The following is a 21,816-nucleotide window of genomic DNA, read 5'->3' as shown; positions in this document are numbered from 1 at the left end:
ATTACTTCTTCAGTTTCTTCAGATGGTTTGTAATATTTGCAACAACATCACTCTTGCTATTCGGAACCCCATTCAAGCGATCAGCCCATACTCTACCGGTGTGAATTACGTCCCAATCTGAACGAGCTTGTTCATATCTACCACTACCTGGATCATGGTTGCCAAAACCATCTACACACGAATTCCAGAGCGGTCTATTCAGCTTGATAAGTGCAGCCTCAATTGAACCAATCATGTCTGATCCTTCTCTTTCAAAAATTACAAATCGACATGAAAAGTCTGAAAGGTTTAAGCCATCACCGGAAGAAATGCTTCTGCTGTGTTCACTCAAGCGACGATACAACTCGTTTGATTGTGTGGATTCAGAATCTGAAATTCTTGATTGCCGCCAGCCGCCGGGAACTGCTTTTCCTACATAGATAGGAAAGTCATACGATAGGCGATTTAGCTCTTTATAACGCGTATAAAGAGGATGATCACCAGTGTAGTAAAGTGCATAAACACCTGTTCCCAAAAATTTCTCTGGTGGTGAAAGTTCGTGAACTGGTGTGCCATTAAAAAACCTAATAGCATCTTTTACCAATTCAACGAAAGCAGCGTTGTGGTAAACATGCTTATTTCTATCAAACGGTTGCCTAATCATTTCTCACCTTATTTCTTACCAACTTCTTTATCCCACTTTCGCAGGAGTGCAAGCTTTTCAGTAATTTTAATCTCTAACCCTCTTGGTGCTGGCTGATACCAATCTGGTTTTTCTATCCCATCAGGTAAGTATGTTTCACCCGCTGCATAGGCATTGGGCTCATCATGAGCATATCGGTACTCATGCCCATAACCCAGTTCTTTCATGAGCTTTGTCGGCGCATTGCGCAAATGCACCGGCACCGGACGCGAACGGTCGCTGGCGACAAACGCTCTGGCGGCATTATACGCCTTGTATCCGGCATTGCTCTTGGCGGCAACCGCCAGATAAATGGTGGCTTGCGCCAGCGCCAGCTCGCCTTCCGGGCTGCCCAGCCGTTCAAAGGTTTCGGCGGCGTTCAGGGCAATCTCGGCGGCGCGTGGGTCGGCCAGGCCAATATCTTCCCAGGCCATGCGCACCAGCCGGCGGGCCAGATAGCGGCCATCGGCACCGCCATCCAGCATGCGGGTCAGCCAGTACAGCGCAGCATCCGGATGGGAGCCGCGCACCGACTTATGCAGGGCAGAAATCTGGTCGTAAAACCCGTCACCCCCCTTGTCAAACTGGCGGGCGTTCAGCGTCAGCACCTCGGCCAGAAATGCCGCGTCGATGGTTTGGCGTGGGCTGGCCTGGACGGCATTGCGGGTTTGTTCCAGCAGATTGAGCAGCCGGCGGGCGTCGCCGTCGGCGTGGCCCACCAGCAGGTCGCGTGCAGCATCCTCCAGCGTCAGCCCGACCATGGCCTTGTGCCAGGCGCGCTGCAGCAGGGTGGCCAGCTCGCTGTCGGACAGCGCTTGCAGCACGTATACCTGCGCCCGCGACAATAAGGCGGCGTTGACTTCAAACGACGGGTTTTCTGTGGTGGCACCGATAAAGGTCAGCAGCCCGGCTTCCACATAGGGCAGAAAGGCATCTTGCTGGCTTTTGTTGAACCGATGCACTTCATCCACAAACAGAATGGTGCGCCGCTGGTGCATGGTCAGCGCCCGTTCGGCCTGCTCCACCGCCGCGCGGATTTCCTTCACCCCGGCAAACACCGCCGACAGCGCGATGAACTCCGCGTCAAAGCTGTGGGCCAGAATCCGCGCCAGTGTGGTCTTGCCCACCCCCGGCGGCCCCCACAGGATCATCGAATGCAGGCTGCGCGAGGCCACCGCCAGCCGCAGCGGCTTGCCGGGGCCTATCAGATGCTGCTGGCCCACCACCGCATCCAGCGAGGCCGGGCGCAAGGCTTCGGCCAGCGGCGGGGTGGGGGCGGTATGGAACAGGTCGGTCATGGGGTGGCCAGTTGAGGGGGTGAGCGGATTTTACCTGTGCAGCGGGGGAGATGCATCCGCCGGATGGCGTCGGGTAGACATCGGTTTGCCTGGCGCGGCATGATTGCCGCTGGAGATTTCTTCTTCCAAACCCTGCTTACCCTGGAAAATCCCCGATGCCACTCTCCGCCTGGGCGCTGGTGTTGTCTGGCGCGTTGTGCCATGCCTTATGGAACCTGGCCGCCAAACAGGTGGCCGGCGGCGCGCCGTTTGTCTGGCTGTATGGCCTGGTCAGTCTGGCCGGGCTGCTGCCGCTGGCGCTCTGGCAAGCACGCGACCTGACATGGTCGGGGCCGATGCTGCTGGCGGTGCTGGCCAGTGCCGGGCTGCACAGTTTGTATTCGCTGGTGTTGCAGCGCGGCTATCAGCGTGGGGCGTTTTCCGTGGTCTACCCGCTGGCGCGCGGCAGCGGGCCGCTGCTGGCGGTGCTGGGTGCAATTGCCCTGCTGCAGGAATGGCCCAGCGCGCAGGGCTGGGGTGGAATTGGCGCGCTGATTGGCGGCATTGCCCTGCTCAGCCAAGGCGGCATCGCGCCGGCAGACCGCGCCCGTCAGCGCGCCGGGGTGGGCTGGGGGCTGGCCACTGGCGCGTGCATTGCCGCGTACACCGTGGTGGATGGCCTGGCCATCAAGGCACTGGCGATGCCGCCGCTGGTGTTTTACGGCTTCAGCCTGCTGGCGCGCAGCCTGTTGCTGGCCCCACTGGCCTGGCGGCAGCCGGCGCAGCTGCGTCGGCAGGCCAGCCAGCATGCCGGTGCCATTGTGCGGGTGGGGGTGCTGTCGCCGCTGGCGTATGCGCTGGTGCTGTTTGCCCTGCAGCAAGCGCCGCTGAGCTATGTGGCACCGGTGCGCGAAGTGTCGATGCTATTGGCCACCTGGCTGGGCGCGCGTTATCTGGGCGAAACGCTGACCCCAGCGCGGTTGATGGGCGCGCTGCTGATGCTGCTGGGGGTGAGCCTGCTGGCCGGCGCATCGCTATCCGGCGGATGACTTGGCGCGCTGGCGGGCGTGTTCCACGCGAAACCCGCGCAGCAGCAGGTACCCGCAAGCCAGAAACACACACATGCCCAGCGCCAGGGTCAGCGGCGAATCCCACAGCAGTGGGGTGATGGCTCCGGCCACCACGCTGGAAAACATGGTCTGGGTAAAGCCCTGCATCGACGAGGTGGTGCCGCGCAGGCTGGGAAAGAAATCCATCAGAAACAGGGTGATGGTGGGGGCCACCAGCGACATGCCTACAGTATAAATCGCCAGCGGCAGCACGCTCCACGGCAGCGCCGGCGGCCAGAACAGGCAGTAGCCCAGGTTCAGCAGCGCTGCACAGGCCATCAGGCCGTACCCCAGCGACACCATTTGCCTGGCCGAATAGCGGCCCGCCAGCCGCCCGGACAAGAACGCCCCAAGCATGATGCCGCTGACCGCCGGGCCAAACATATAGATGAACTCATGCGCGTTCAGGCCGAGATGGCGCATCAAAAACACCGGGGCCGACGGGATATACAGAAAAAACCCGCTGAAATTGCACGCCACCGCCAGCGCGAGCAACTGAAACTCGCGCCGGCCCCCCACCTGTCGGTAATTGGCCAGCAAGGCCCTGGCTTGCAGCGGCTGGCGGCGGCTGACTGGGTGGCTTTCGGCCAGACCCAGCCAGGCCACCATGGTGAGCACGCCGCCAATCAGCGCCATGAAAATAAAGATCGAGTGCCAGCCAAACGCGCCAAACAGCCAGCCGCCCACCACCGGGGCAATGGCGGGCGAGAGCGAAAACAGCATGGTCACATGCGACATCAGCCGCTGCGCCGCCGCGCCATCCAGCCGGTCGCGGATCACCGCCCGGCCCACAATCAGCCCGGCCCCGCCGGACAAGCCCTGTAAGGCGCGAAAAATCAGCAGCTGCGGCAAGGTTTGCGCCAGCGCGCAGCCAACCGACGCCAGAGTGAATACCAGGGTGGACGCCACAATCACCGGCTTGCGCCCCAGTGCATCGGAAATGGCGCCGTGCCAGAGCATCATCAGCCCGTAGCAGAACAGATACACGGTCAGTGCCTGCTGCATCGCCACTTGCGACGCGCCCAGCGACGCGCCAATTGCTGGCATGGCCGGCAAAAAGGTATCAATCGAAAACGGCCCGAGCGTGGCCAGCGCAGCCAGCATCAGGGCCAGGCCAAAGTGGCCGGAGCGGGTTTGGGGTATGGGGGTCATGCGGCATCATACGCGCCTGGGCGCAGAAAAAAATCCACCGCCGCACAGAGGCGGCGGTGTGGTTGCGGATGGAACACGCCGGCCAGCCTCAGCTGGCGCTGGCTTCCTGCTCGGCAATCTCGGCACGCACGGCGTCCATATCCAGCTCGGCTACCTGTTGCAGCAGCGCATCCAGCTGCCCGGCTGACAACGCCCCGGCCTGGTTGAACAGCAGAATCTGCTCGCGGAACACCATCAGGGTGGGAATCGAGCGGATATTCAGCTCGCCGGCCAGTTGCTGCTCCACCTCGGTATTCACCTTGGCAAACACCACATCGGCATGCTTGGCCGATGCGGCTTCAAAGGTGGGGGCAAAACTGCGGCACGGGCCGCACCATGGTGCCCAGAAGTCCACAATCACGGTTTGGCCGGGCAGGACCGCGTCGTTGAAAGTGTCTGCAGTCAGTTCGATAACGGCCATGGGGAATCCTTTCCTGAGGGGCGCCGATGCGCAGTATGAGAAGCAACACATGCAATATGGCTTCAGCTTAGCCGAATGCAAGTTAGCGGGTGATGGTATTTATCTGACGCGCCGTAAAACACCGTCTTTCAGGGCGGTGATATAAAGCGCGGACACCGCAGGCGTCCTGTCGTTAGAAACACCCTTGCGCCGTGAAAGATTGCCCGGCGACGCAATGGCTCACAGACTCGCCATCGCAAACCTTGCAGCAGTCACTCAAGGACCTGGAACGCGCCTACAGCAACTTCTTCGCCAAACGGGCGGCGTTTCCCCGTTTCAAGAAGAAGGGTAAAGGCGACAGCTTCCGCTATCCGCAAGGCTGCAAGCTCGATCAGGCGAATGATCGCATCTTCCTGCCGAAACTCGGCTGGCTGCGCTACCGCAACAGCCGCGAGGTGTTGGGTGCGATCAAGAACGTCACCGTCAGCCTGCATGCGGGTTTGCCGTGCCGCAAAGGATGCTCACCGGCGAGCAACAGCGCAACATGCGCCGCTTCGCCGGGTCGTGCAGGGTGAACGGCGCAAGTCAACATTGATGTGGGGATGACCCGTTTCGCCACGCTGAGCGATGGCAGCTATCTGGCGCTTCAAACGGCGCGAAACCGCCTTGCGCCGTGCGCAGCGGGCGATGAGCCGTAAAACCCAGTTCAGCAATCCGAAGCGACGAGACAGCTCAACGTCTTGCGCCGCGAGGCGTCTCCCACTTTTAAGCGGGGAAGGGTGTCAAGCCAATTAATTGCAGCTCGGTCAGATTGCCAATTGCCGCCAGCGCTTCGGCCAGATCCAGCTCCACATAGCCGCTGCCGGCGGCGCTGCTGGTGCCGGCCACTTCACCGCTGGTGTTCATCGCATTGGCGGTAGCCTGCAGCAGCAACAGCGATTCATCCACGCTCAGTTCACGGCCATACGTGGTGTAAAACACATCCTTGACTTCGGCAATGGCACCCGCCACCAGCGGTGCGCTAAAGCTGGTGCCGGACACGTCTTCTCCGTTGGCGCTGATATCCACGCCATCGGCCACCAGGTCGGTCAGGTCGGCATCGCGGTTGGAAAAAGACGCAAAATTTCCGCTGCCATCCGATGCCGAAACAGCAATCACATGGCTGTCCGACGCCAGCGAGGTTACCCCGTTTTTCACGCCGGCATTGCCAGCGGCCACCACCACTGCCACATCCAGCGCATCCAGGGTGGCAAACTCATCCGATAGCGTGGTGCTGGTGGCGCGGTTCACCGCGCTGTTGGCACCAAAGCTGAGGTTGACGGCGGCAATATTCAGCGTGCTGGCGTACTTGGCCACCCAGTCCAGCGCAGCGTCCACCGCGCTCAGGCTGATGGTGTCCGACCCATCGGCAGCCACCTTGAGCATGACGATATTGGTGTCGCTGCTGGCCGCCAGCACCTGGGATGCGACAATCGAGCCATGGGTGGCCGTGCTGCTGGCATTGCTGTCGTTGGCGTAAAAGTCGTACTGATAAATCAGATTATCCACACTGCTGCTGAGGCCGGTGTCCAGAATCACCACGGTTTGCTGGTCTGCTGCCACGCTGAGCGTGCTGGGCAGGGTGGGCGACACCACGGTGGGCGTGCTCGGGGTGGTGGGTGCAAAGCGGATGCTTGGCACCGCGCTTGCCCATCCGCCGCGCAACGCGGCCAGCTCGCTGCTGTCGGCAGACACGGCACAGTCTTGTAACGGTGAGCGGAAGGTGGGGGCATCGCTGTCTGTTGGGGAGAAGGGCGACGAGTGAGCAAAATGCGGGCGGGCAGACATGGCAGACTCCTGAATAACCATCAATTGATAGCCTCAAGCCTACAAAACATCCGTGTAAATGCGTATGGGCGCACGGGTAAAACTATGTAAACCTGATTGGCCACCCCACCCCACCCTACCAGGCGGGGCAAGGCCCTGAACGCCACCGTCAGCCAGTCAGGCGGCAAGTGGTGTGTGTCGATCCAGACGGAACGTGAAGTCGATCAGCCGTTGCCGCATGGCGAAGCCGTCGGCATTGATATGGGCATCGCCCGTTTCGCCACGATGAGCGACGGCAGCTACCTCGAACCGCTCAACAGCTTCAAGAAGCACCAAAAGCGCCTGCAGTCGGGCCGCTCAATGAAACAGGAACCCACCGAAGCGACTCAGGCGATTGCCGCCTGAGCACCGTAGGAATCGCCATCCTTTAGGGGGGCGAGGATGTCAAAGCGGTACGCTGCCCACTGCGTCGGGCATGTCCAGAAAACTTTGCAAAATCAGCTGGGCGGCCACTTGATCCAGCGCCGGTTTTTGCCGGCGGCCACGCAGGCCGGCGTCGTTGAGCTGGTGTTCGGCCACCTGTGAGGTGTGGCGCTCGTCCACCAGCCACACCGGCAGGCCAAAACGGCCATGCAGACGCTGGGCAAACTTGCGCGCCAGGCGGGTCATCTCGTGCGGCGTGCCGTCAGCGTGTACTGGCAGGCCCACAATCAGCGCCGCCGGTGCCCATTCGCCAATCAGCGCGGCAATTCGGGCAAAGCGCTGGTCGTTGCTGTCGCTGGCAATGGTTTCCAGCGGGTGGGCAATCGCCACTTCGGTATTGCCCAGCGCCACGCCAATGCGCGCCTGGCCAAAGTCGAAGCCCAGCAAGGCTCCACGCGGCAAGGCGGTGGCGTCAGGCATGGCCGGCCTCGCCAGACAGGGCCAGCGGGTCAAAGCCCAGCAGTTGCATGGCGGCGGCAAAGCGCGCCTCGGGCGGCTGGCCATAAATGCAGTCGAGATTGGCCGGCACGGTCAGCCAGGCGTTTTGCGCCAGCTCCTGCTCCAGCTGGCCTGCGCCCCAGCCAGCATAGCCCAGGGTAATCAGCATGCGGTAGGGGCCATCGCCCTGGCTGACCGCCACCAGCACATCGCGCGAGGTGGTCAGCCCGGTATCGTCGTTGATTGCCAGGGTGGCGTTCCAGTTGTCCAGCGGCTGGTGCAGGACAAAGCCCCGATCGGTTTGCACCGGCCCGCCCAGATACACCGGGTGGCCGGCCTGCTCGGGGTTGAGCAGTGGCAGGTCGATCTGGTCAAACAGTTCACCCAGCGTGACCTCAGCCGGTTTATTGACCACCACTCCCATCGCCCCGTGCTCGGAATGTTCACACAGGTAGACCACCGCCCCGGCAAAGTGCGGGTCGGTCATATTGGGCATGGCAATCAGGAAATGGTCAGTCAGCGAAAAAGAGTCCATTTCAGCATTATCGCATAGGCTGTTCAGCTGCGGCGCGCAAGGCGCGGGATTTCGTTACAATCGCCGATTATTTCTTGTTGTACTGCGAAGCTTTTGTGCGCCTGACTCATCTGAAACTGGCCGGGTTCAAATCGTTTGTTGACCCGACCACCATTCCTGTACCCGGCCAGCTGGTGGCGGTGATTGGCCCCAATGGCTGCGGCAAATCCAATGTAATTGACGCCGTGCGCTGGGTGCTGGGCGAATCGTCGGCCAAGCAGTTGCGCGGCGAATCGATGCAGGACGTGATTTTTAATGGCTCGTCCACCCGCAAGCCGGTCAGCCGGGCCTCGGTCGAGTTGGTTTTTGACAACAGCGAAGGCCGCGCCAGCGGGCCGTGGGGCCAGTTTGCCGAAATTGCCATCAAGCGCGTGCTCACCCGCCAGGGCGATTCCAGCTACTGGATCAACCAGCAGCAGGTGCGCCGCCGGGATATTGCCGACCTGTTTCTGGGCACCGGCGTGGGCACCCGTGGCTATGCGGTGATTGAGCAGGGGATGATTTCGCGCATCATTGAAGCGCGTCCGGAAGAACTGCGTGCCTACCTGGAAGAAGCCGCCGGCGTGTCGCGCTACAAAGACCGGCGCCGCGAAACCGAATCGCGCCTGTCCGACACCCGCGACAACCTGGCCCGTATCGAAGACATCCGCCAGGAACTGGCCCGGCAAACCGAAAAACTGCTGGAACAGGCCGAAGTGGCCCAGCACTACCACACCCTGCACGACACGCTGACCCACCGGCAAAACCTGCTGGCCATGGTGCGCCGGCGCGATGCCCAGCAGGGCGAGGCCAAGGCCAGGGCCGAGCTGGCCCGGCTGGAAACCGAGCTGGAAGCGATGAGCCGCCAGGGTACCGAACTGGACGCCCGGCTGGAAACCGCGCGTGAAAGCCATTTTGCCGCCACCGACGCCGTACACCAGCGCCAGGCCGAACAGGCCGAAGCCAGCGCCCAGCTGGCGCGGCTGGAAGAACAGCAGCGCCACCGCCGCGACACCGCCGCCCGCCTGCAGCGCGATCTGGACGGCGTGCGCCAGGAACTGGCCAGCGTAAGCCAGCAAGACCAGCTGATTGACAGCGAGCTGGAACACTGGGAAGACCAGCGGGATCTGGCCCGGCAAAGCGCCGAAGAAGCCGCCATGGCCGCCGACAGCGACGACGACGGCGTGCCCGCCGCCGAAGCGCTGTTTCGCCAGCATGATGACGCACTGAACACACTGACCCGCCGCCAGGCCGAACTGACCCGCCAGCGCGATCTGGCCCGCCAGCACAGCCAGCACGCCGAAGCCGCCCTGCGCCGCCAGGACGAACGCCGCGCCCGGCTGAATGACGAAGCCCGCCAGCTGAACGCCGCCGACAGCGCCGAACTCGACCGCGCCCGGCTGGCGCTGGCACACGCCAGCCTGCACGCCGACACCCTGCGCGAGCAACTGGGCACAGCCGAACAACACAGCGAACAGCTCAGCCGCCAGCGCAGCGAACAGCAGGCGCTGTTCAGCCGCCAGCACGACAGCCACACCCGGCTGGGTGCCGACCTGGCCGCGCTGGACAAACTGCTGGCCCAGGCCGCCCACGCCGGGCGCAGCGAAGCCTGGCTCAAGCAGCACGGCCTGAGCCAGCAAGCGCCGCTGTGGCAACAGCTGGACATCGCCAGTGGCTGGGAAACCGCAGTGGAAGCCGCGCTGGCACCGATTTTGTCCGCCCGCTGCCCGACAGACTGGCCCAACGCTGCCCCTCCGGCCCGGCTGGCGCTGTTTGCCGCAGGTCAGGCCAGCCAGCCAGCGGCCAGCCTGGCACTGCCCACGCTGGCCAGCCGGCTGACCCTGCGCGCGCCCGCACTGGCGGCGGGCCTGGCCGACTGGCTGCACGGCGGCCACACCGTTGACAGCCTGGAACAGCTATTGCATTGGCAACCCAAACTGGCCGATGGCCAGTGGCTGGTGTGCCCGCAAGGCCATCGCGCCACTCGGCACAGCGTGGTGTACTGGGCCCCGGATGCCGACAGCGGGGTGATGGCCCGCCAGGCCGAACGCCAGCGGCTGGCCACGGCACTGGAGGAAAGCCAGCCGCAGCTGGACAGCCTGCGCGAGCAACTGGCCGAGCTCGACGCCACGCTGAGCGCGCACAGCGAGCAACTGCGCCAGCTGCGCCAGCAACTGAGCAGCGCTGACGCCGCACGCAATCAGGCCGAACTGGCCTGCGCGCGCCAGGAACACACCCAGGCCCAGCACAGCGCCCGCCGCGACGCCATTGACGAAGAACTGGCCCGGCTGGACGAAGAAGCCGAGCTGGAACGCGCCAGCATCGAACAAGCCAGCCTGAACGCGGAAGAAGCCGAGCTGCAGCTGGACGAACTGGCGCTGGCGCTGGACGACGCCCAGTTGCACCGACTGGACGCCGAAACCGGGCTGACCCTGGCGCGGGCACGCAGCCGCGACCTGGAGCGCCAGGCGCAGGAAGCGCGCTTTGCCCTGACCACCGCGCAAAACAAGCTTAACGACCTCAACCGCCGCCGCGATGAACTGGACGAACGCCGCGAGCTGCTGGTCGAACGCCAGGAAACCCTGGTCACCGAGCAGGACAACCTGACTGCCACCGACCTGGACGAAGTGCTGCAACAGGCGCTGATCATGCGCGACCAGTGCGAAGAAAACCTGAACGCCGCCCGCGACGCCGCCAACCACGCCACCGAGCTGCTGCGCCAGCTCACCGCCTCGCGCCAGCAAGTGGAAGGCGCGCTCGACCCGCTGCGCGATGCCATCAACGACTGGCGGCTGAAAAGTCAGGAAGCACTGCTGACTGTCGAGCGCTTTGACGAAGAACTGCGCAACGCCCAGGCCGACGAAACCGCCTTGCTGGCCGACCTGACCGACGCGGTCAAGGCCTCGGCGCTGGTCAGTGAAATTGGCCGGCTCAGTCAGGCCATCAACGGGCTGGGCGCGGTCAACCTGGCCGCGCTGGACGAACTGACCGCCGCACGCGAACGCCACGACTACCTGGCCGATCAGGCCGCCGATCTGACCGAAGCCATGGCCACGCTGATGCAGGCCATCGAAAAAATGGACGGCGAAACCCGTGGCATGCTGCAAACCACCTTTGATCAGGTCAATGCCTCGATGAGCGAGCTGTTCCCGCTGCTGTTTGGCGGGGGCCGTGCCGAACTGGTGCTGACCGGCGAAGACCTGCTCGATGCCGGCATTCAGATTATCGCCCAGCCGCCGGGCAAGAAAAACGCCACCATTCATCTATTGTCCGGTGGCGAAAAGGCACTGACCGCCATGAGCCTGGTGTTCTCGCTGTTCCGCTTGAACCCGGCACCGTTCTGCCTGCTGGACGAGGTGGACGCGCCGCTGGACGACGCCAACACCGGACGCTTTTGCGAGTTGGTCAAGCGTATGGCCGACCGCACCCAGTTTCTGTATATCAGCCACAACCGGCTGACCATGGAAATGGCCGAACAGCTGATTGGCGTGACCATGCAGGAGCAGGGGGTGAGCCGGATTGTGGCGGTGGATATGGTCGAAGCGCTGAAAATGCGCGAGCAGTAGGGCGCATCACCCCGACGGGGCGACGCAGCAAAAGGGCGGACGGTGTATTTTGCCTGCCCTCAACTCAGCCAGACATGCCCCAGCGTGCGCAGGGCAATCCCGGCCAGCGCGCCCAGCACTGCCGGCTTCCACACCTGTGCCACCCGCTTGCCCGCCGACAGCAATACCGCCAGGCCGGGCAGGTCCAGTGGATGAATCAGCCAGCCGGCGCTGGCGTTCAGCAGCGTGGCACTGACCACACCCTGGCGGCGCATCTCGTCCATCACCGCAAACATGGCATTGCCGCCGGCCAGGTATTTGGTCAGCGAAGGCAGAATCAGCAGCGGATCGATTCCGGCCTGGCTCAACAGCGGCCCGAGCAGCCGGGTCAGCCCACCTACCGCGCCAGCAGCGGTCAGCGCGGTGACCGCCACCAGCGACAACACCAGCATCGGCATCGCCCCCAGCGCAATCCGGAACGCCTCGGCCCCGGCGCGGTTGATCACATCAAGCGCGCCCTTGGGCGTTTCTGCCTGCGGATGCGGCAGCGATTCATCCTGGGTCTGTTCACAACCGTCCAGGTGGCGGCCAAAGCCATGGTAAGTCAGCGCCGCCGCCAGCAGGCCGCCCAATAGCGACAGCAGCAGCACGGTTCCCAGCTGCAGGCCACGCGCCGCCAGCGGAAACGACGCATTGGCCTGCGCCATTGCCATCACCATGGCCAGAGTAGCTGCCAGATGCCGGCTGGACACCCCGCGCTGTTCCATCATGCTCAGCGTGGCCACCGGCGCAGCAAAGCTGACAAAGTTGATCTGCAGCGCGGCAAACACCCCCAGGCCGGACAAGCCAACAGGCCGCAGCCACGGCGTCAGCCGCGCCACCAGCCAGTCGAGCGCGCCCCAGGCTTCCAGCAGGCGCATCAGCGCCAGCATCACCACCATCACCGGCAGCAGCACAAACAGGGACAGCTCAACCGCCGAGCGGCCAGCCTTGAGAATGATGTCGATCAGCAGGTCCATGGCGGCAAATTATGACATTGTTTGCGCTGGGCAGCTGGGCAGAAAAACGCTGCATGGCCGACTGGCTGGCGGCCAGCACAAAGATCTTGGCCGACACCGCCGAGCACTTGCCAACCCCCCACGACGCACGATGTGGCACCGTCTGGGTTCCCGCCTGCGCGGGAACGACAAGTGAAGTGAGGCTCATGCGGAAAGAGATCGAGTCGTCAGTCACGCTGAAATGGCGAGCGAGCTGACGTCGGGCATTTCAGCCCCGCCAGCACCACAGCTGGCGCTCACGCCAGCCCAGCGCCAGCAAGGCCAGCAGATTGCTCAGCGCCACCAGCAGGAACAGCAGGGCAATGCTGTCCAGCCAGGCCAGCAGCAGCCCGCTGAATGCCGCTGCCGCCACCATGAACAGCCCATTGACAATATTATTGGCGGCAATCGCCTGGGCGCGGAATGTCTCCGGGCTGGCGGTTTGCAGCCAGGTGTACAGCGGCACGGTGAACAGGCCGCCAAATGCGCCCAGCAGGGCAAAATCGGCAATCACCCGCCAGGCCTGGGGACGGGCCAGAAAGGTGCCCATGTCCAGCAGCGCGCCAGTGTGGCGGGCGTGGCTGGCGGCAAACAGGTCCAGCCCGGCTACGGTCATGCCCAGCAGGCCGACGCTGACCCAGCCCAGCCGCAACTGGTGATGTGACAGCCGGGCGCACAGCAGCGACCCGGCACCAATCGCCAGCGAGAAGGTGGCCAGCATCAGCGTATACACCTGGGCGTCTCCCCCCAGATGCAGGCGGGTAAATGTGGGCAATTGGGTCAGGTACACCGCGCCCAGCAGCCAGAACCAGGAAATCCCCAGAATGGCCGTCCACACCGGCGGCAGCTGGCGTGCCTGCGCCAGCAGGCTGCGGGTGTCGCGCCACAGGTTCAGGTGCAGCGGCAAATCCGGCGCGCTGGCCGGGGCCGGAGGAATCTGCCGGCTGCTGAACCAGCCAGCCAGCGCCGCCGCACCCAGCAAGGCCACGGTGACCCACACCGGCTGCCCGACCAGCAGGCTGCCGGCCATCTGCCCGAGCAGAATGGCAATGAACGTTCCCATCTCAATCAGGCCATTGCCGCCAATCAGCTCATCGCGGCGCAAATGCTGCGGCAGCATGGCGTACTTGATCGGGCCAAAAAAAGTGGAATGCACGCCCATCAGAAACAGCGCCAGCAACAGCAACGGCACGTTGCGGGCATAAAAACCCATGGCGGCCAGCAGCATGATGCCCAGCTCGCTAAGCTTCACCCAGCGGGCAATGCGCGCCTTGTCCAGCCGCTCGGCCAGACGCCCGGCGGTGGCGGAAAACAGAAAAAACGGCAGGATGAACAAGCCAGAGGCCAGATTGACAATCTGCGCCGCCGGCAAGCCGGCAAAACCCAACCCGGCGTAGCTGACCATCACCAGAAACGCGGTTTTCAGCAGGTTGTCGTTAAATGCGCCAAGAAACTGGGTGATGAACAGCGGCAAAAACCGTCGGCGTGGAAAAAAGGCAAAAGTAGCAGACATGGATGGGCAGCGCCTGGGCAAAAGAGAAGGGGCGGGCCAGGATACCCGCCCAGCGTGACAGCCGGATGCCGGCTTGCGGCATCAGTCAGCGTGGCGGGCGCTGGCGGGCCGGGTCGCTGGGCGGCGCGGGCTTGTCGTCGTCCATCAGAATGCGATGACCGGGGCCTTCCAGATCGTCAAACTGGCCAGACCGGGTGGCCCACCAGAACAGTCCGCCAATAATGAAAATCAGCAGAATGGAAAACGGAATCAGCAGGTAGAGGCTTTCCACAACACAATCCTTTGCTTGAAAACGGCGGGCGCACAACAGCCCCGCCCGCCATCAGGCCAGCTTATTCACCGCGCTGGGCCGGAATGCGCGGGGTGTCCACCCGCACATCGCCGCACTGGGCGCGGTGGCGCAGCGCGTGGTCGATCAACGTCAGCGCCAGCATGGCTTCGGCAATCGGCGTGGCGCGGATGCCCACGCACGGGTCGTGGCGGCCATGGGTTTCGATCAGAATGGCTTCGCCGGCCTTGTTGATGGACTGGCGCGGCTGGGCAATCGACGAAGTGGGCTTGATGGCAATCGAGACTTCGATATCCTGGCCGGTGGAAATCCCGCCCAGAATGCCGCCGGCGTGGTTGCTGGCAAAGCCTTCCGGGGTGAGTTCGTCGCCGTGCTCGCTGCCCTTTTGCGTGACACAGCCAAAGCCGGCACCGATTTCCACGCCCTTCACCGCGTTGATGCTCATCATGGCGTGGGCGATGTCGGCGTCCAGGCGGTCAAACACCGGCTCGCCCCAGCCCACCGGCACATTCTCGGCCACCACACGCAGCCGCGCGCCAATCGAATCCAGGCTTTTGCGGATGCTGTCCATATAGGTTTCCAGCTCGGGCACCACGCTGGCGTCGGCAGCAAAAAACGGGTTGCTGTTCACTTCGTCCCAGCTGGCAAACGGAATGGTTTTTTCGCCGATCTGGGTCATGTGGCCACGGATGACAATGCCGTACTGCTCGGCCAGCCATTTTTTGGCAATCGCCCCGGCAGCCACGCGCACGGCAGTTTCCCGCGCGGACGAGCGCCCGCCGCCGCGCGGGTCGCGGATGCCGTATTTGTGCCAGTAGGTGTAATCAGCATGGCCGGGCCGGAAGGTGTCGGCAATATTGCCGTAGTCCTTGCTGCGTTGGTCGGTGTTGCGGATCAACAGGGCAATCGGCGTGCCAGTGGTCTTGCCGTCAAACACGCCGGAGAGAATCTCCACCTCGTCCGGCTCACGGCGCTGGGTGACGTGGCGGCTGGTGCCGGGCTTGCGCCGGTCCAGCTCGGCCTGAATCCAGGCAGCGTCCAGCGTCAGGCCGGGCGGGCAGCCATCCACCACACAGCCAATGGCCGGGCCGTGGCTTTCGCCAAATGAGGTGACGGTAAACAACAGGCCGAAGGTATTTCCAGACATGGCAGGCTCGCACAGACAGGCAAAATTGAACACGGGGCAAAGTGTATCACAAGGCGGGGAGCGGGTTTTGGAGGGGGGCCACCCAGTCAGGGCAAGCGCATGAATTCAAACAGGGCAAAGAGGGAAGAGTGGCTCGCGGTAGTCATCAGAGGCCGCCGCAATCAGCCGGCGCACCTCTGATGCCCCCTTTGCAGGGTAGAAGTCGCAACCTGATCTGACAGCTCTCCGTTCTGAATAGTCAAGATCAGGTTGCGACTTCTACATTCTACAGGTCATGAGATGTGTTTGGATCGGTGTTTACCAGTTAGCGCGGAAAGCCCCGGCGTTCAGGCCGGGGATGGATAGCGCGGAGTCCGCAGGACTCCTTTTCAGCCGTTAAGTTGGAGTCGCCTGCTGCTCAATGTATTGGCGAATGATGCTGATCGGAGCGCCGCCGCAAGAGGATGCAAAGTAGGACGGTGACCACAGCACACCCTTGTAGTCGAAGCGTTTGGCGATGTCTGGCCTTTCTTTTCGCAGCACACGACTGGATGCACCTTTCAAGCTATTGACCAAGGCAGACACCGGCGCTTTCGGCGGATAGCTGACCAATAAATGCACATGGTCGCGCTCGCCGTCCATTTCGACCAGTTGCGCCTCGAAGTCGTTGCAAACCTTGGTAAACAGTTCGCGCAGCCTGTAGTTAGCTGCCGAGTCGAATACTTTGCAACGATACTTCGCCACAAAGACCAAATTGACGTGCATGTTAAAAATATAGTGCTGTCCGTGCTAAATGTCGTTGTTTTCTTCCATAGACCAAAATACACTATGCGACATGCAACGTCTTCAAGCCTACCGATTCGAGCTAAAGCTCAACGGCGAACAACAGCGCCTCATGCGCCGCTTTGCCGGTTCGTGTCGGCACGTCTACAACAAGGCGCTGGCGTTGCAGCAGGCGCGGCATGAGGCGGGAGAAAAGAAGCTCGGCTACGCCGCTCTATGCAAGGCGCTAACCGAATGGAAGGCGCGACCGGAAACGCTCTGGCTGAACGAAACGCCAAGCCAAGCATTGCAACAGGCACTCAAGAATCTGGAACACGCCTACAAAAACTTCTTCGAGAAACGTGCCAATTTTCCGCGCTTCAAGAAAAAAGGCCAGTCGGACAGTTTCCGCTATCCGCAAGGCATCAAACTCGATCAGGGCAACAGCCGCATCTTCCTGCCGAAGCTGGGTTGGCTGCGCTACCGCAACAGCCGTGACGTGTTGGGCGAGGTCAAGAACGCGACCGTCAGCCAGTCAGGCGGCAAGTGGTTTGTGTCGATCCAAACGGAGCGCGAAGTCGATCAGCCTTTGCCGCAAGGTGAGGCTGTTGGCATCGACATGGGTATCGCCCGTTTCGCCACTCTGAGCGATGGACGCCATATCGAACCGCTCAACAGCTTCAAGAAACACCAGCAACAGCTGGCGCGCTACCAGCGAGCCATGAGCCGCAAAGTCAAATTCAGCAATAACTGGAAGAAGGCGAAAGCCCAGATCCAGCGCATTCACACTCGCATCGCCAATACCCGGAAAGACTTCCTGCACAAAGCTTCGTGCCAGATCAGCCAAAACCACGCCATGATCGCCATCGAAGATTTGCAGGTTCGGAATATGTCCAAGTCTGCCAAGGGCAACAGCGAACAGCACGGCAAGAGGGTGAAGCAGAAGTCCGGCCTGAATCGTTCGATTCTCGATCAAGGTTGGTGCGAGTTTCGCCGACAACTGGAGTACAAGGCTGCGTGGAATGGCGGTTTCGTCGTCGCCGTGCCGCCGCAATACACCAGTCAAACCTGTCCGTGCTGCGGCCACGTATCGAAAGACAACCGTCAGGTACAAACGAAATTCGCCTGCGTCGAGTGTGCCTACGAAGAAAACGCCGATCTAGTCGGCGCAATCAATATCCTAGCGCGAGGGCATCGCGTTTTAGCCTGTGGAGAGTCGGTGCAGTCGGGCCGCTCGGTGAAGCAGGAACCCACCGAAGCAACTCAGGCGATTGTCGCCTGAGTGCCGTAGGAATCGCCGTCCTTCAGGCCGGCGAGGATGTCAAAGTTCAGTCACGACCATCGGCTTCTCGGAAGTGGATGCCGGCATGATCTTGATGTTTCCCGCCTTGGCCAGACTGATCAAGCCATCGGCGATCTTGACCCCATTGGTGACCTGCCCGCTGACCGAGCCGACGGCCTCTTTCAGGTTAACCAGCTTGGGTGCCAACATCGGGTTGCTGCTCACGCCGCTGACCAGACTGGTGCTGCGCTGGGCCAGTTCCTTGTCTTTCATCAGGCCAAGCATGAAGTTGAAGGCGGAAGCAGCCAGGTTTTTGCGTTGTGCTGCATTCATCTGGTTGATGGTCTTGACCGTTTCCTGGTTGTTCAGCGTTTTTTGCAGGGCGGTTGCCGTGTCGGCATTAATTTGATCAAGTTTGGCCTTTTTTTCAGACACATCGCTGATTTCGTTGGCCGCCTGTATAGCGGCTTCGTGCTTGGCCTTTTCTTCTTGGCTGGCCAGCGCCAGATAAATCAACCGGGCCGACTGGTTGATGAGTTGGTCAGCTTGACGGGCGGTCTGGATGAATGCGTCCACGTCGTTACCGGAAACGTTGCTGCTGGCGCTGCTGCCGGTCACCGCTTTGGCCAGGTCGCCCGTGCCGGCGCCGGTGACCGCTTTAGTCAGATCACCCAGGCCAAATGCATAAACTTGATGGCTCGTGGCCATGGACAGGGCCAGCAGGGTTGCTGCAATTTTTGCTTTTTTCATGGTGTGCCTTGATTTGCTACTTGGTTTGAAAAAGGTTTTTTGCGGTCTGGGTGAGCAACTCGTCAGCGTCCTTATACAATTCTGCGTGTTGCAATTGCCCAAGCTGGGTGCTGTCGATATTTTGCTGGTAACCGCTGGTCTTGAACGTATGTTCAAGAATCATCTGTTTACTGACCGTTTCGCCCTGCTTTTGCCGGAATGCCGTTTTGACTTTGTAACGGGTGTGGCAGGCGTCGCCTTCGCATGGGCTATCGACCCGGTCGATCCGGTACAGTGATTCCAGGCATTGATCAAATGCCGCTTCCGGCAGCTTGATGTTCGTCCTGAAGCCACTGGCGCTGCCGACCCTGCGTTCAACCAGGCCTTTGAGCGAACGGTTGACCATATTGAAGCCCGCCTGGGTGGCAACTGCGTAGGCCAGTTCGTCGTAGCGGGGCACAAATTGGCTGCCGACCTGGTTTTTGGGGTTGGGGCAGTACGCCAGTCGCATGGCACCGCCAGCCGGGCTGTTGATCTGGTCGATCAGGATCTTGTCGCCTCTGGTCGGGGCGGGGGGCGAGCCGGCAATTTCCAGTTGGGTTCGCAGTGCAATACGGCTGCCCTCACGCGTCTCAACCCGCGCTTCCCAAGTGGGCACCAGGACGTCTTTGCTGATTTCCCGGTAGATGCGAACGGCCTGCCCGGATTGCAGCACCTGGGCCGTATCGTTCACCCAGAGTTGGCCACTTTCTGCATCGGTGATTTCAAGCGTGGTGGGCTTGAATTTGACTTCCTTGGCAAACTTGTCGGCCAATTCAACCAGCACGTTTTTCAGCACCACTTCACGGCGGTCAGCCGCCGCAATGCCGATGCCGTTAGTGACGATGTCCTGAAGGTCTTCGTCTGCATGGCGGGCGAAGAGCACCTGGCCATTTTTTGCCAGCAGTTCGGCAAATGCCCACGATTTGTAATGGCGCTGTGTTTTGTAAGCGAGGTTGGTCGGTTTTTCGTACTCGACCACATCTGGGACAACCAGCCGGATAAAGTAGTCGGGCAGTTCACGTTGCCCGCTGACGGCTGAGCCAATTTGGGTGTTCGAGTCGATCGCGGACTGAACCTTGCCATAGTTTGTATTGAGCGGCAGCACGGCAAACTGGGCGTCCGCCCCCAATTGATCGGCAAACAACTGGCTCATCACGGCGTCCGGAAGATTGGCGTTGCCATCGCTGACCACCACCAGCACACGCGGCTTCTTGACGTCAGACAGCTTCATCATCGACGTTCTGGCATAGCGGTTGCCAGAGGAGATTTTGCCGCCAATCGGCGTGGCGACGGCGTAATCCTGTCCAGCGTGCTCGATCTTGATCTCGTTACCATCGGCATCCAGCAAAATATCGTCCTTGCCAATCCCAGCCGCATAGCCCTTGTCCAGAATGCCGTAGCCTTTCCAGGTGTCCTTGACCGCTGCTTCAACCACATAGGGCTTGAACTGGCTGGCAGCATGGGTCAGCAGTTCATCCAGCGTACGCTCGAAGCCCTGCTGGGTGTACTGGGCGATCTTGGCGGCAATGGTGTCGGGCGTGCTGGTAAAGGTGGTGACCCGGGTCTGGTTGAACGATTGCAACACCTCGCCGGTCATCGGGTTGCTGAAGTACAGGCTGAGCGTTAATGGCAGGTAGATGTCACGGGTGCCGTCTTTTTTATTGACTTCAAAACGTGACGCCCGGGTAACCTGCACCGACACCGCCAGCGTGCGGTAGCGGTTTTTGGCATCGATCTGCTGGGTCAGGTTGCTAAAGCTTTTAGAAATAGCCTGGCCTGCGTAACTGACGTTCTGCCGGATGTTGGCCTTGAGAATCTTGCCGATTTCGGGACTGATCTTGCTGGCAACGCCTTTTTGATTTTCCGCGCCTTCATCGAAAAAAATACCGGGAACCGGGTAAACATGGATGGTCTCCCCGGCGCTTGAAAACATGGGGGCCAGCGCAAGAAATAAGGCGCTGGCAAGTAATTTTTTACGCATCACTTGCCTTTGCCGCAGCCATTCATGCACAGCGTGATGATGTTGCCGTCTGTTCTGGAGTCGAGACGGGAAAATTGCTGATCCGACGCCAGCGCCATGGCGATGGCCTGGTCAATGGGGTCACTGCCCTTGTACGCCGCGACAATTTCGATCTGCCGGTCGTTGGCTTGGCGTTGCACCTGATTTTGAAGTGCGGGCACATTTTTCAGCGCCTGACTGAAGGCAACGCGCGTCATCAGCGGAATGTTGTTGCCGGTCAGGCGGACGATGTACTCACTACCGTACATCGTGCGGCGCTTGTAGTAGTCTTGCACGCGCTGGCCAACCTGGCTGGCCAGGCTTTGCGACAGTTTGATCGCCAGTTTGGCGCGGCAATCGTCCGAGGTCTGGCCAACCGCGTTTTCAGACTGGGTGCTCGATCCGATGTCTTCGCCGGTCTTGGTCGAGAAGTTCTTGGTACTGGCCACCCCGGTACAGGCGTGCATGCCGGAGTTGCTATCAATGCCGCGATCGTAGATAACCGAGGTGCCCAGCATGAAGTAGTCGGCAGTGGCTTCTTTTCTGGCAAAGCTGACGTATTTTTCCAGTTCTGCGCTGTTTTCCAGCTTATCAAGCGTCATCGGCTTGTTGCCGAAATACCGGCTGCGGAACAGGGAGTTGTCGATGACCTTGATGTCCAGGTCAACAAACTGGCCTTTCAACTCGTTGTACGTGTAGTTCTTTTTATCCGGGCCGGTATTTTGCGGCTGGTATTTGACCAGCTTCTTGAAGTAGGTGTTGTCGTGTTCTTCCGCATTGACCTGACGCGCGTAGGCCGAGCTGCTGGAAGAGGCTGCGGCGACACTGATGTTGCGCGCGCCGACAGCCTGATAGGTGCTGCCAGTGGCGGCAGAATAGTGCCCACTGTCACGTGCGGCGACCGCAGCTTTACCGCCCTGCCCGTTGTTTTGGGCGGCGGCCACCCTGGTATCGTATCCGGCGTTGACACTGCTGGCAGACGCACCCTTGACGGCATAGGCGGACTTGTCAGAGGCAGCGTACGCCGATTTACTTGAACGGGCTGCTGCCTCTTTCTCTTTGTAAGAGTTGCCGACGTCGTGCTTGTATTCGATCAGCTCTTCAAGCGGTGCGCGCAGGTCGGTCGGCGTGGTAAAGAATTCATCCATCAGCACGAGGAAGGACTGGCTGCGCACCGTATTGGTGTTGAGGGCAAGGCCAAGGTCGCTGATCACGCCGCGCAGTTGCTTGTCGTCCATGCGCAAGGTGATATTCATGCGGTAAGTGTCGCCAACCATTTCCGGCATTGGGTCGTAGAACACCTGTTCGCCGACCTGGACGATCAACTCTTCCAGTTGTTCCTGCACCTTGGGGTTGTTGCGGGTTCCTGCGCCGACAACTTTGTCCAGCGCGGCCAGCACGGCGTTGCGTTTTGCCTGCTGCATGGCTGCGCCGCGGATATCGGTTGCGCTACTGAACAGGCTTTTCTGGGCAGAGCCCACGCCCCGTGCTTCAATTTCAAGGGCGTTGGCAAGGGTGCTGGTAAATATCGCGATGAGGGCCAGCGCCAGTGTTTTCTTGTTCATGCTAAATCC

At 61.2% G+C, this 21,816-nt stretch carries 20 protein-coding genes; 5 read left to right on the top strand and 15 right to left on the bottom strand.

Going from position 1 to position 21,816, the window contains the following annotated elements:
- Nucleotide 1 precedes the first annotated feature (1 nt).
- Both BXU06_RS03890 and BXU06_RS03885 read right to left on the bottom strand, forming a co-directional pair.
- Complete coding sequence (locus BXU06_RS03890) at nt 2–643, bottom strand: Eco29kI family restriction endonuclease (RefSeq protein ID WP_077297010.1); 642 nt, start codon at nt 641–643, stop codon at nt 2–4.
- A gap of 8 nt (nt 644–651) precedes the next feature.
- Nucleotides 652–1,959: a replication-associated recombination protein A gene (locus BXU06_RS03885; RefSeq protein ID WP_077297008.1), complete on the bottom strand. Its 1,308-nt coding sequence runs from the start codon at nt 1,957–1,959 to the stop codon at nt 652–654.
- A 155-nt stretch (nt 1,960–2,114) separates the two neighbouring features.
- On the opposite strand from BXU06_RS03885, the gene BXU06_RS03880 reads away from it, so the two are divergent.
- Nucleotides 2,115–2,987 carry an EamA family transporter gene (locus BXU06_RS03880; protein ID WP_077297006.1) on the top strand — a complete coding sequence of 291 codons (873 nt, stop codon included), beginning with the start codon at nt 2,115–2,117 and terminating at the stop codon, nt 2,985–2,987.
- On the opposite strand, the gene BXU06_RS03875 is transcribed toward BXU06_RS03880, so the two are convergent.
- Together BXU06_RS03875 and BXU06_RS03870 are read right to left on the bottom strand one after the other, a co-directional pair.
- Entirely contained in the window at nt 2,973–4,199 is a 1,227-nt protein-coding gene (locus BXU06_RS03875) for a multidrug effflux MFS transporter (protein ID WP_077297004.1), read from the bottom strand. The two genes, BXU06_RS03880 and BXU06_RS03875, sit on opposite strands and share 15 nt — an antisense overlap.
- 88 nt (nt 4,200–4,287) lie before the next feature.
- Entirely contained in the window at nt 4,288–4,659 is a 372-nt protein-coding gene (locus tag BXU06_RS03870) for a co-chaperone YbbN (protein WP_077297002.1), read from the bottom strand.
- A 191-nt stretch (nt 4,660–4,850) separates the two neighbouring features.
- Between BXU06_RS03870 and BXU06_RS03865 the strand changes: the two genes are divergently transcribed.
- Nucleotides 4,851–5,213 carry a transposase gene (locus BXU06_RS03865; protein WP_150125092.1) on the top strand — a complete coding sequence of 121 codons (363 nt, stop codon included), beginning with the start codon at nt 4,851–4,853 and terminating at the stop codon, nt 5,211–5,213.
- A 190-nt stretch (nt 5,214–5,403) separates the two neighbouring features.
- Here the strand turns inward: BXU06_RS03865 and BXU06_RS03860 are convergent, their stop codons facing one another.
- Nucleotides 5,404–6,465, bottom strand: a complete 1,062-nt coding sequence (locus tag BXU06_RS03860; RefSeq protein WP_171982104.1) for a S8 family serine peptidase — start codon at nt 6,463–6,465, stop codon at nt 5,404–5,406.
- Between the two features lie 96 nt (nt 6,466–6,561).
- Between BXU06_RS03860 and BXU06_RS03855 the strand changes: the two genes are divergently transcribed.
- Nucleotides 6,562–6,849, top strand: coding sequence for a transposase (locus tag BXU06_RS03855; RefSeq protein WP_216352535.1), 288 nt, complete (start codon nt 6,562–6,564; stop codon nt 6,847–6,849).
- 39 nt (nt 6,850–6,888) lie between these two features.
- On the opposite strand, the gene ruvX is transcribed toward BXU06_RS03855, so the two are convergent.
- Nucleotides 6,889–7,347: a Holliday junction resolvase RuvX gene (gene ruvX / locus BXU06_RS03850; protein WP_077296996.1), complete on the bottom strand. Its 459-nt coding sequence runs from the start codon at nt 7,345–7,347 to the stop codon at nt 6,889–6,891.
- Nucleotides 7,340–7,900: a YqgE/AlgH family protein gene (locus BXU06_RS03845; protein WP_077296994.1), complete on the bottom strand. Its 561-nt coding sequence runs from the start codon at nt 7,898–7,900 to the stop codon at nt 7,340–7,342. Before BXU06_RS03845 ends, ruvX begins: the two co-directional genes overlap by 8 nt.
- Nucleotides 7,901–7,995: 95 nt before the next feature.
- Between BXU06_RS03845 and smc the strand changes: the two genes are divergently transcribed.
- Nucleotides 7,996–11,484 carry a chromosome segregation protein SMC gene (gene smc, locus BXU06_RS03840; protein WP_077302642.1) on the top strand — a complete coding sequence of 1,163 codons (3,489 nt, stop codon included), beginning with the start codon at nt 7,996–7,998 and terminating at the stop codon, nt 11,482–11,484.
- Between the two features lie 59 nt (nt 11,485–11,543).
- On the opposite strand, the gene BXU06_RS03835 is transcribed toward smc, so the two are convergent.
- From BXU06_RS03835 to tnpA, 5 genes are all read right to left on the bottom strand, one after another.
- Nucleotides 11,544–12,482 (bottom strand): nucleoside recognition domain-containing protein, encoded by a 939-nt coding sequence (locus tag BXU06_RS03835; protein ID WP_077296992.1) that lies wholly within the window; start codon nt 12,480–12,482, stop codon nt 11,544–11,546.
- Between the two features lie 247 nt (nt 12,483–12,729).
- Nucleotides 12,730–14,013: an MFS transporter gene (locus BXU06_RS03825; RefSeq protein WP_077296988.1), complete on the bottom strand. Its 1,284-nt coding sequence runs from the start codon at nt 14,011–14,013 to the stop codon at nt 12,730–12,732.
- Between the two features lie 85 nt (nt 14,014–14,098).
- Nucleotides 14,099–14,284 (bottom strand): cbb3-type cytochrome oxidase assembly protein CcoS, encoded by a 186-nt coding sequence (gene ccoS, locus BXU06_RS03820; RefSeq protein WP_077296986.1) that lies wholly within the window; start codon nt 14,282–14,284, stop codon nt 14,099–14,101.
- A 61-nt stretch (nt 14,285–14,345) separates the two neighbouring features.
- Entirely contained in the window at nt 14,346–15,449 is a 1,104-nt protein-coding gene (aroC, locus tag BXU06_RS03815) for a chorismate synthase (RefSeq protein WP_077302640.1), read from the bottom strand.
- Nucleotides 15,450–15,824: 375 nt separating this feature from the next.
- A complete protein-coding gene (tnpA, locus tag BXU06_RS03810; RefSeq protein ID WP_256364063.1) occupies nt 15,825–16,202 on the bottom strand; it encodes an IS200/IS605 family transposase in 378 nt (125 codons plus the stop codon).
- Nucleotides 16,203–16,263: 61 nt separating this feature from the next.
- Between tnpA and BXU06_RS03805 the strand changes: the two genes are divergently transcribed.
- Nucleotides 16,264–17,472 carry an RNA-guided endonuclease TnpB family protein gene (locus tag BXU06_RS03805; RefSeq protein ID WP_077296984.1) on the top strand — a complete coding sequence of 403 codons (1,209 nt, stop codon included), beginning with the start codon at nt 16,264–16,266 and terminating at the stop codon, nt 17,470–17,472.
- Between the two features lie 39 nt (nt 17,473–17,511).
- Here the strand turns inward: BXU06_RS03805 and BXU06_RS03800 are convergent, their stop codons facing one another.
- Genes BXU06_RS03800 through BXU06_RS03790 form a run of 3 tightly spaced genes read right to left on the bottom strand, consistent with a single transcriptional unit; the run spans nt 17,512 to nt 21,807 of the window.
- Nucleotides 17,512–18,222, bottom strand: a complete 711-nt coding sequence (locus BXU06_RS03800; protein WP_077296982.1) for a hypothetical protein — start codon at nt 18,220–18,222, stop codon at nt 17,512–17,514.
- A 16-nt stretch (nt 18,223–18,238) separates the two neighbouring features.
- Nucleotides 18,239–20,254, bottom strand: a complete 2,016-nt coding sequence (locus tag BXU06_RS03795; protein ID WP_150125091.1) for a hypothetical protein — start codon at nt 20,252–20,254, stop codon at nt 18,239–18,241.
- On the bottom strand, nt 20,224–21,807 hold the full coding sequence (locus tag BXU06_RS03790) for a hypothetical protein (RefSeq protein ID WP_077296978.1): 1,584 nt from the start codon (nt 21,805–21,807) through the stop codon (nt 20,224–20,226). Before BXU06_RS03790 ends, BXU06_RS03795 begins: the two co-directional genes overlap by 31 nt.
- Between the last annotated feature and the right edge of the window lie 9 nt (nt 21,808–21,816).

The sequence above is a fragment of the Aquaspirillum sp. LM1 genome (assembly GCF_002002905.1).
In the GTDB taxonomy this organism is placed as follows: domain Bacteria; phylum Pseudomonadota; class Gammaproteobacteria; order Burkholderiales; family Aquaspirillaceae; genus Rivihabitans.
Note: the sequence above shows the minus strand (reverse complement) of the source record. Positions and strands in the feature narration are given on the sequence as shown.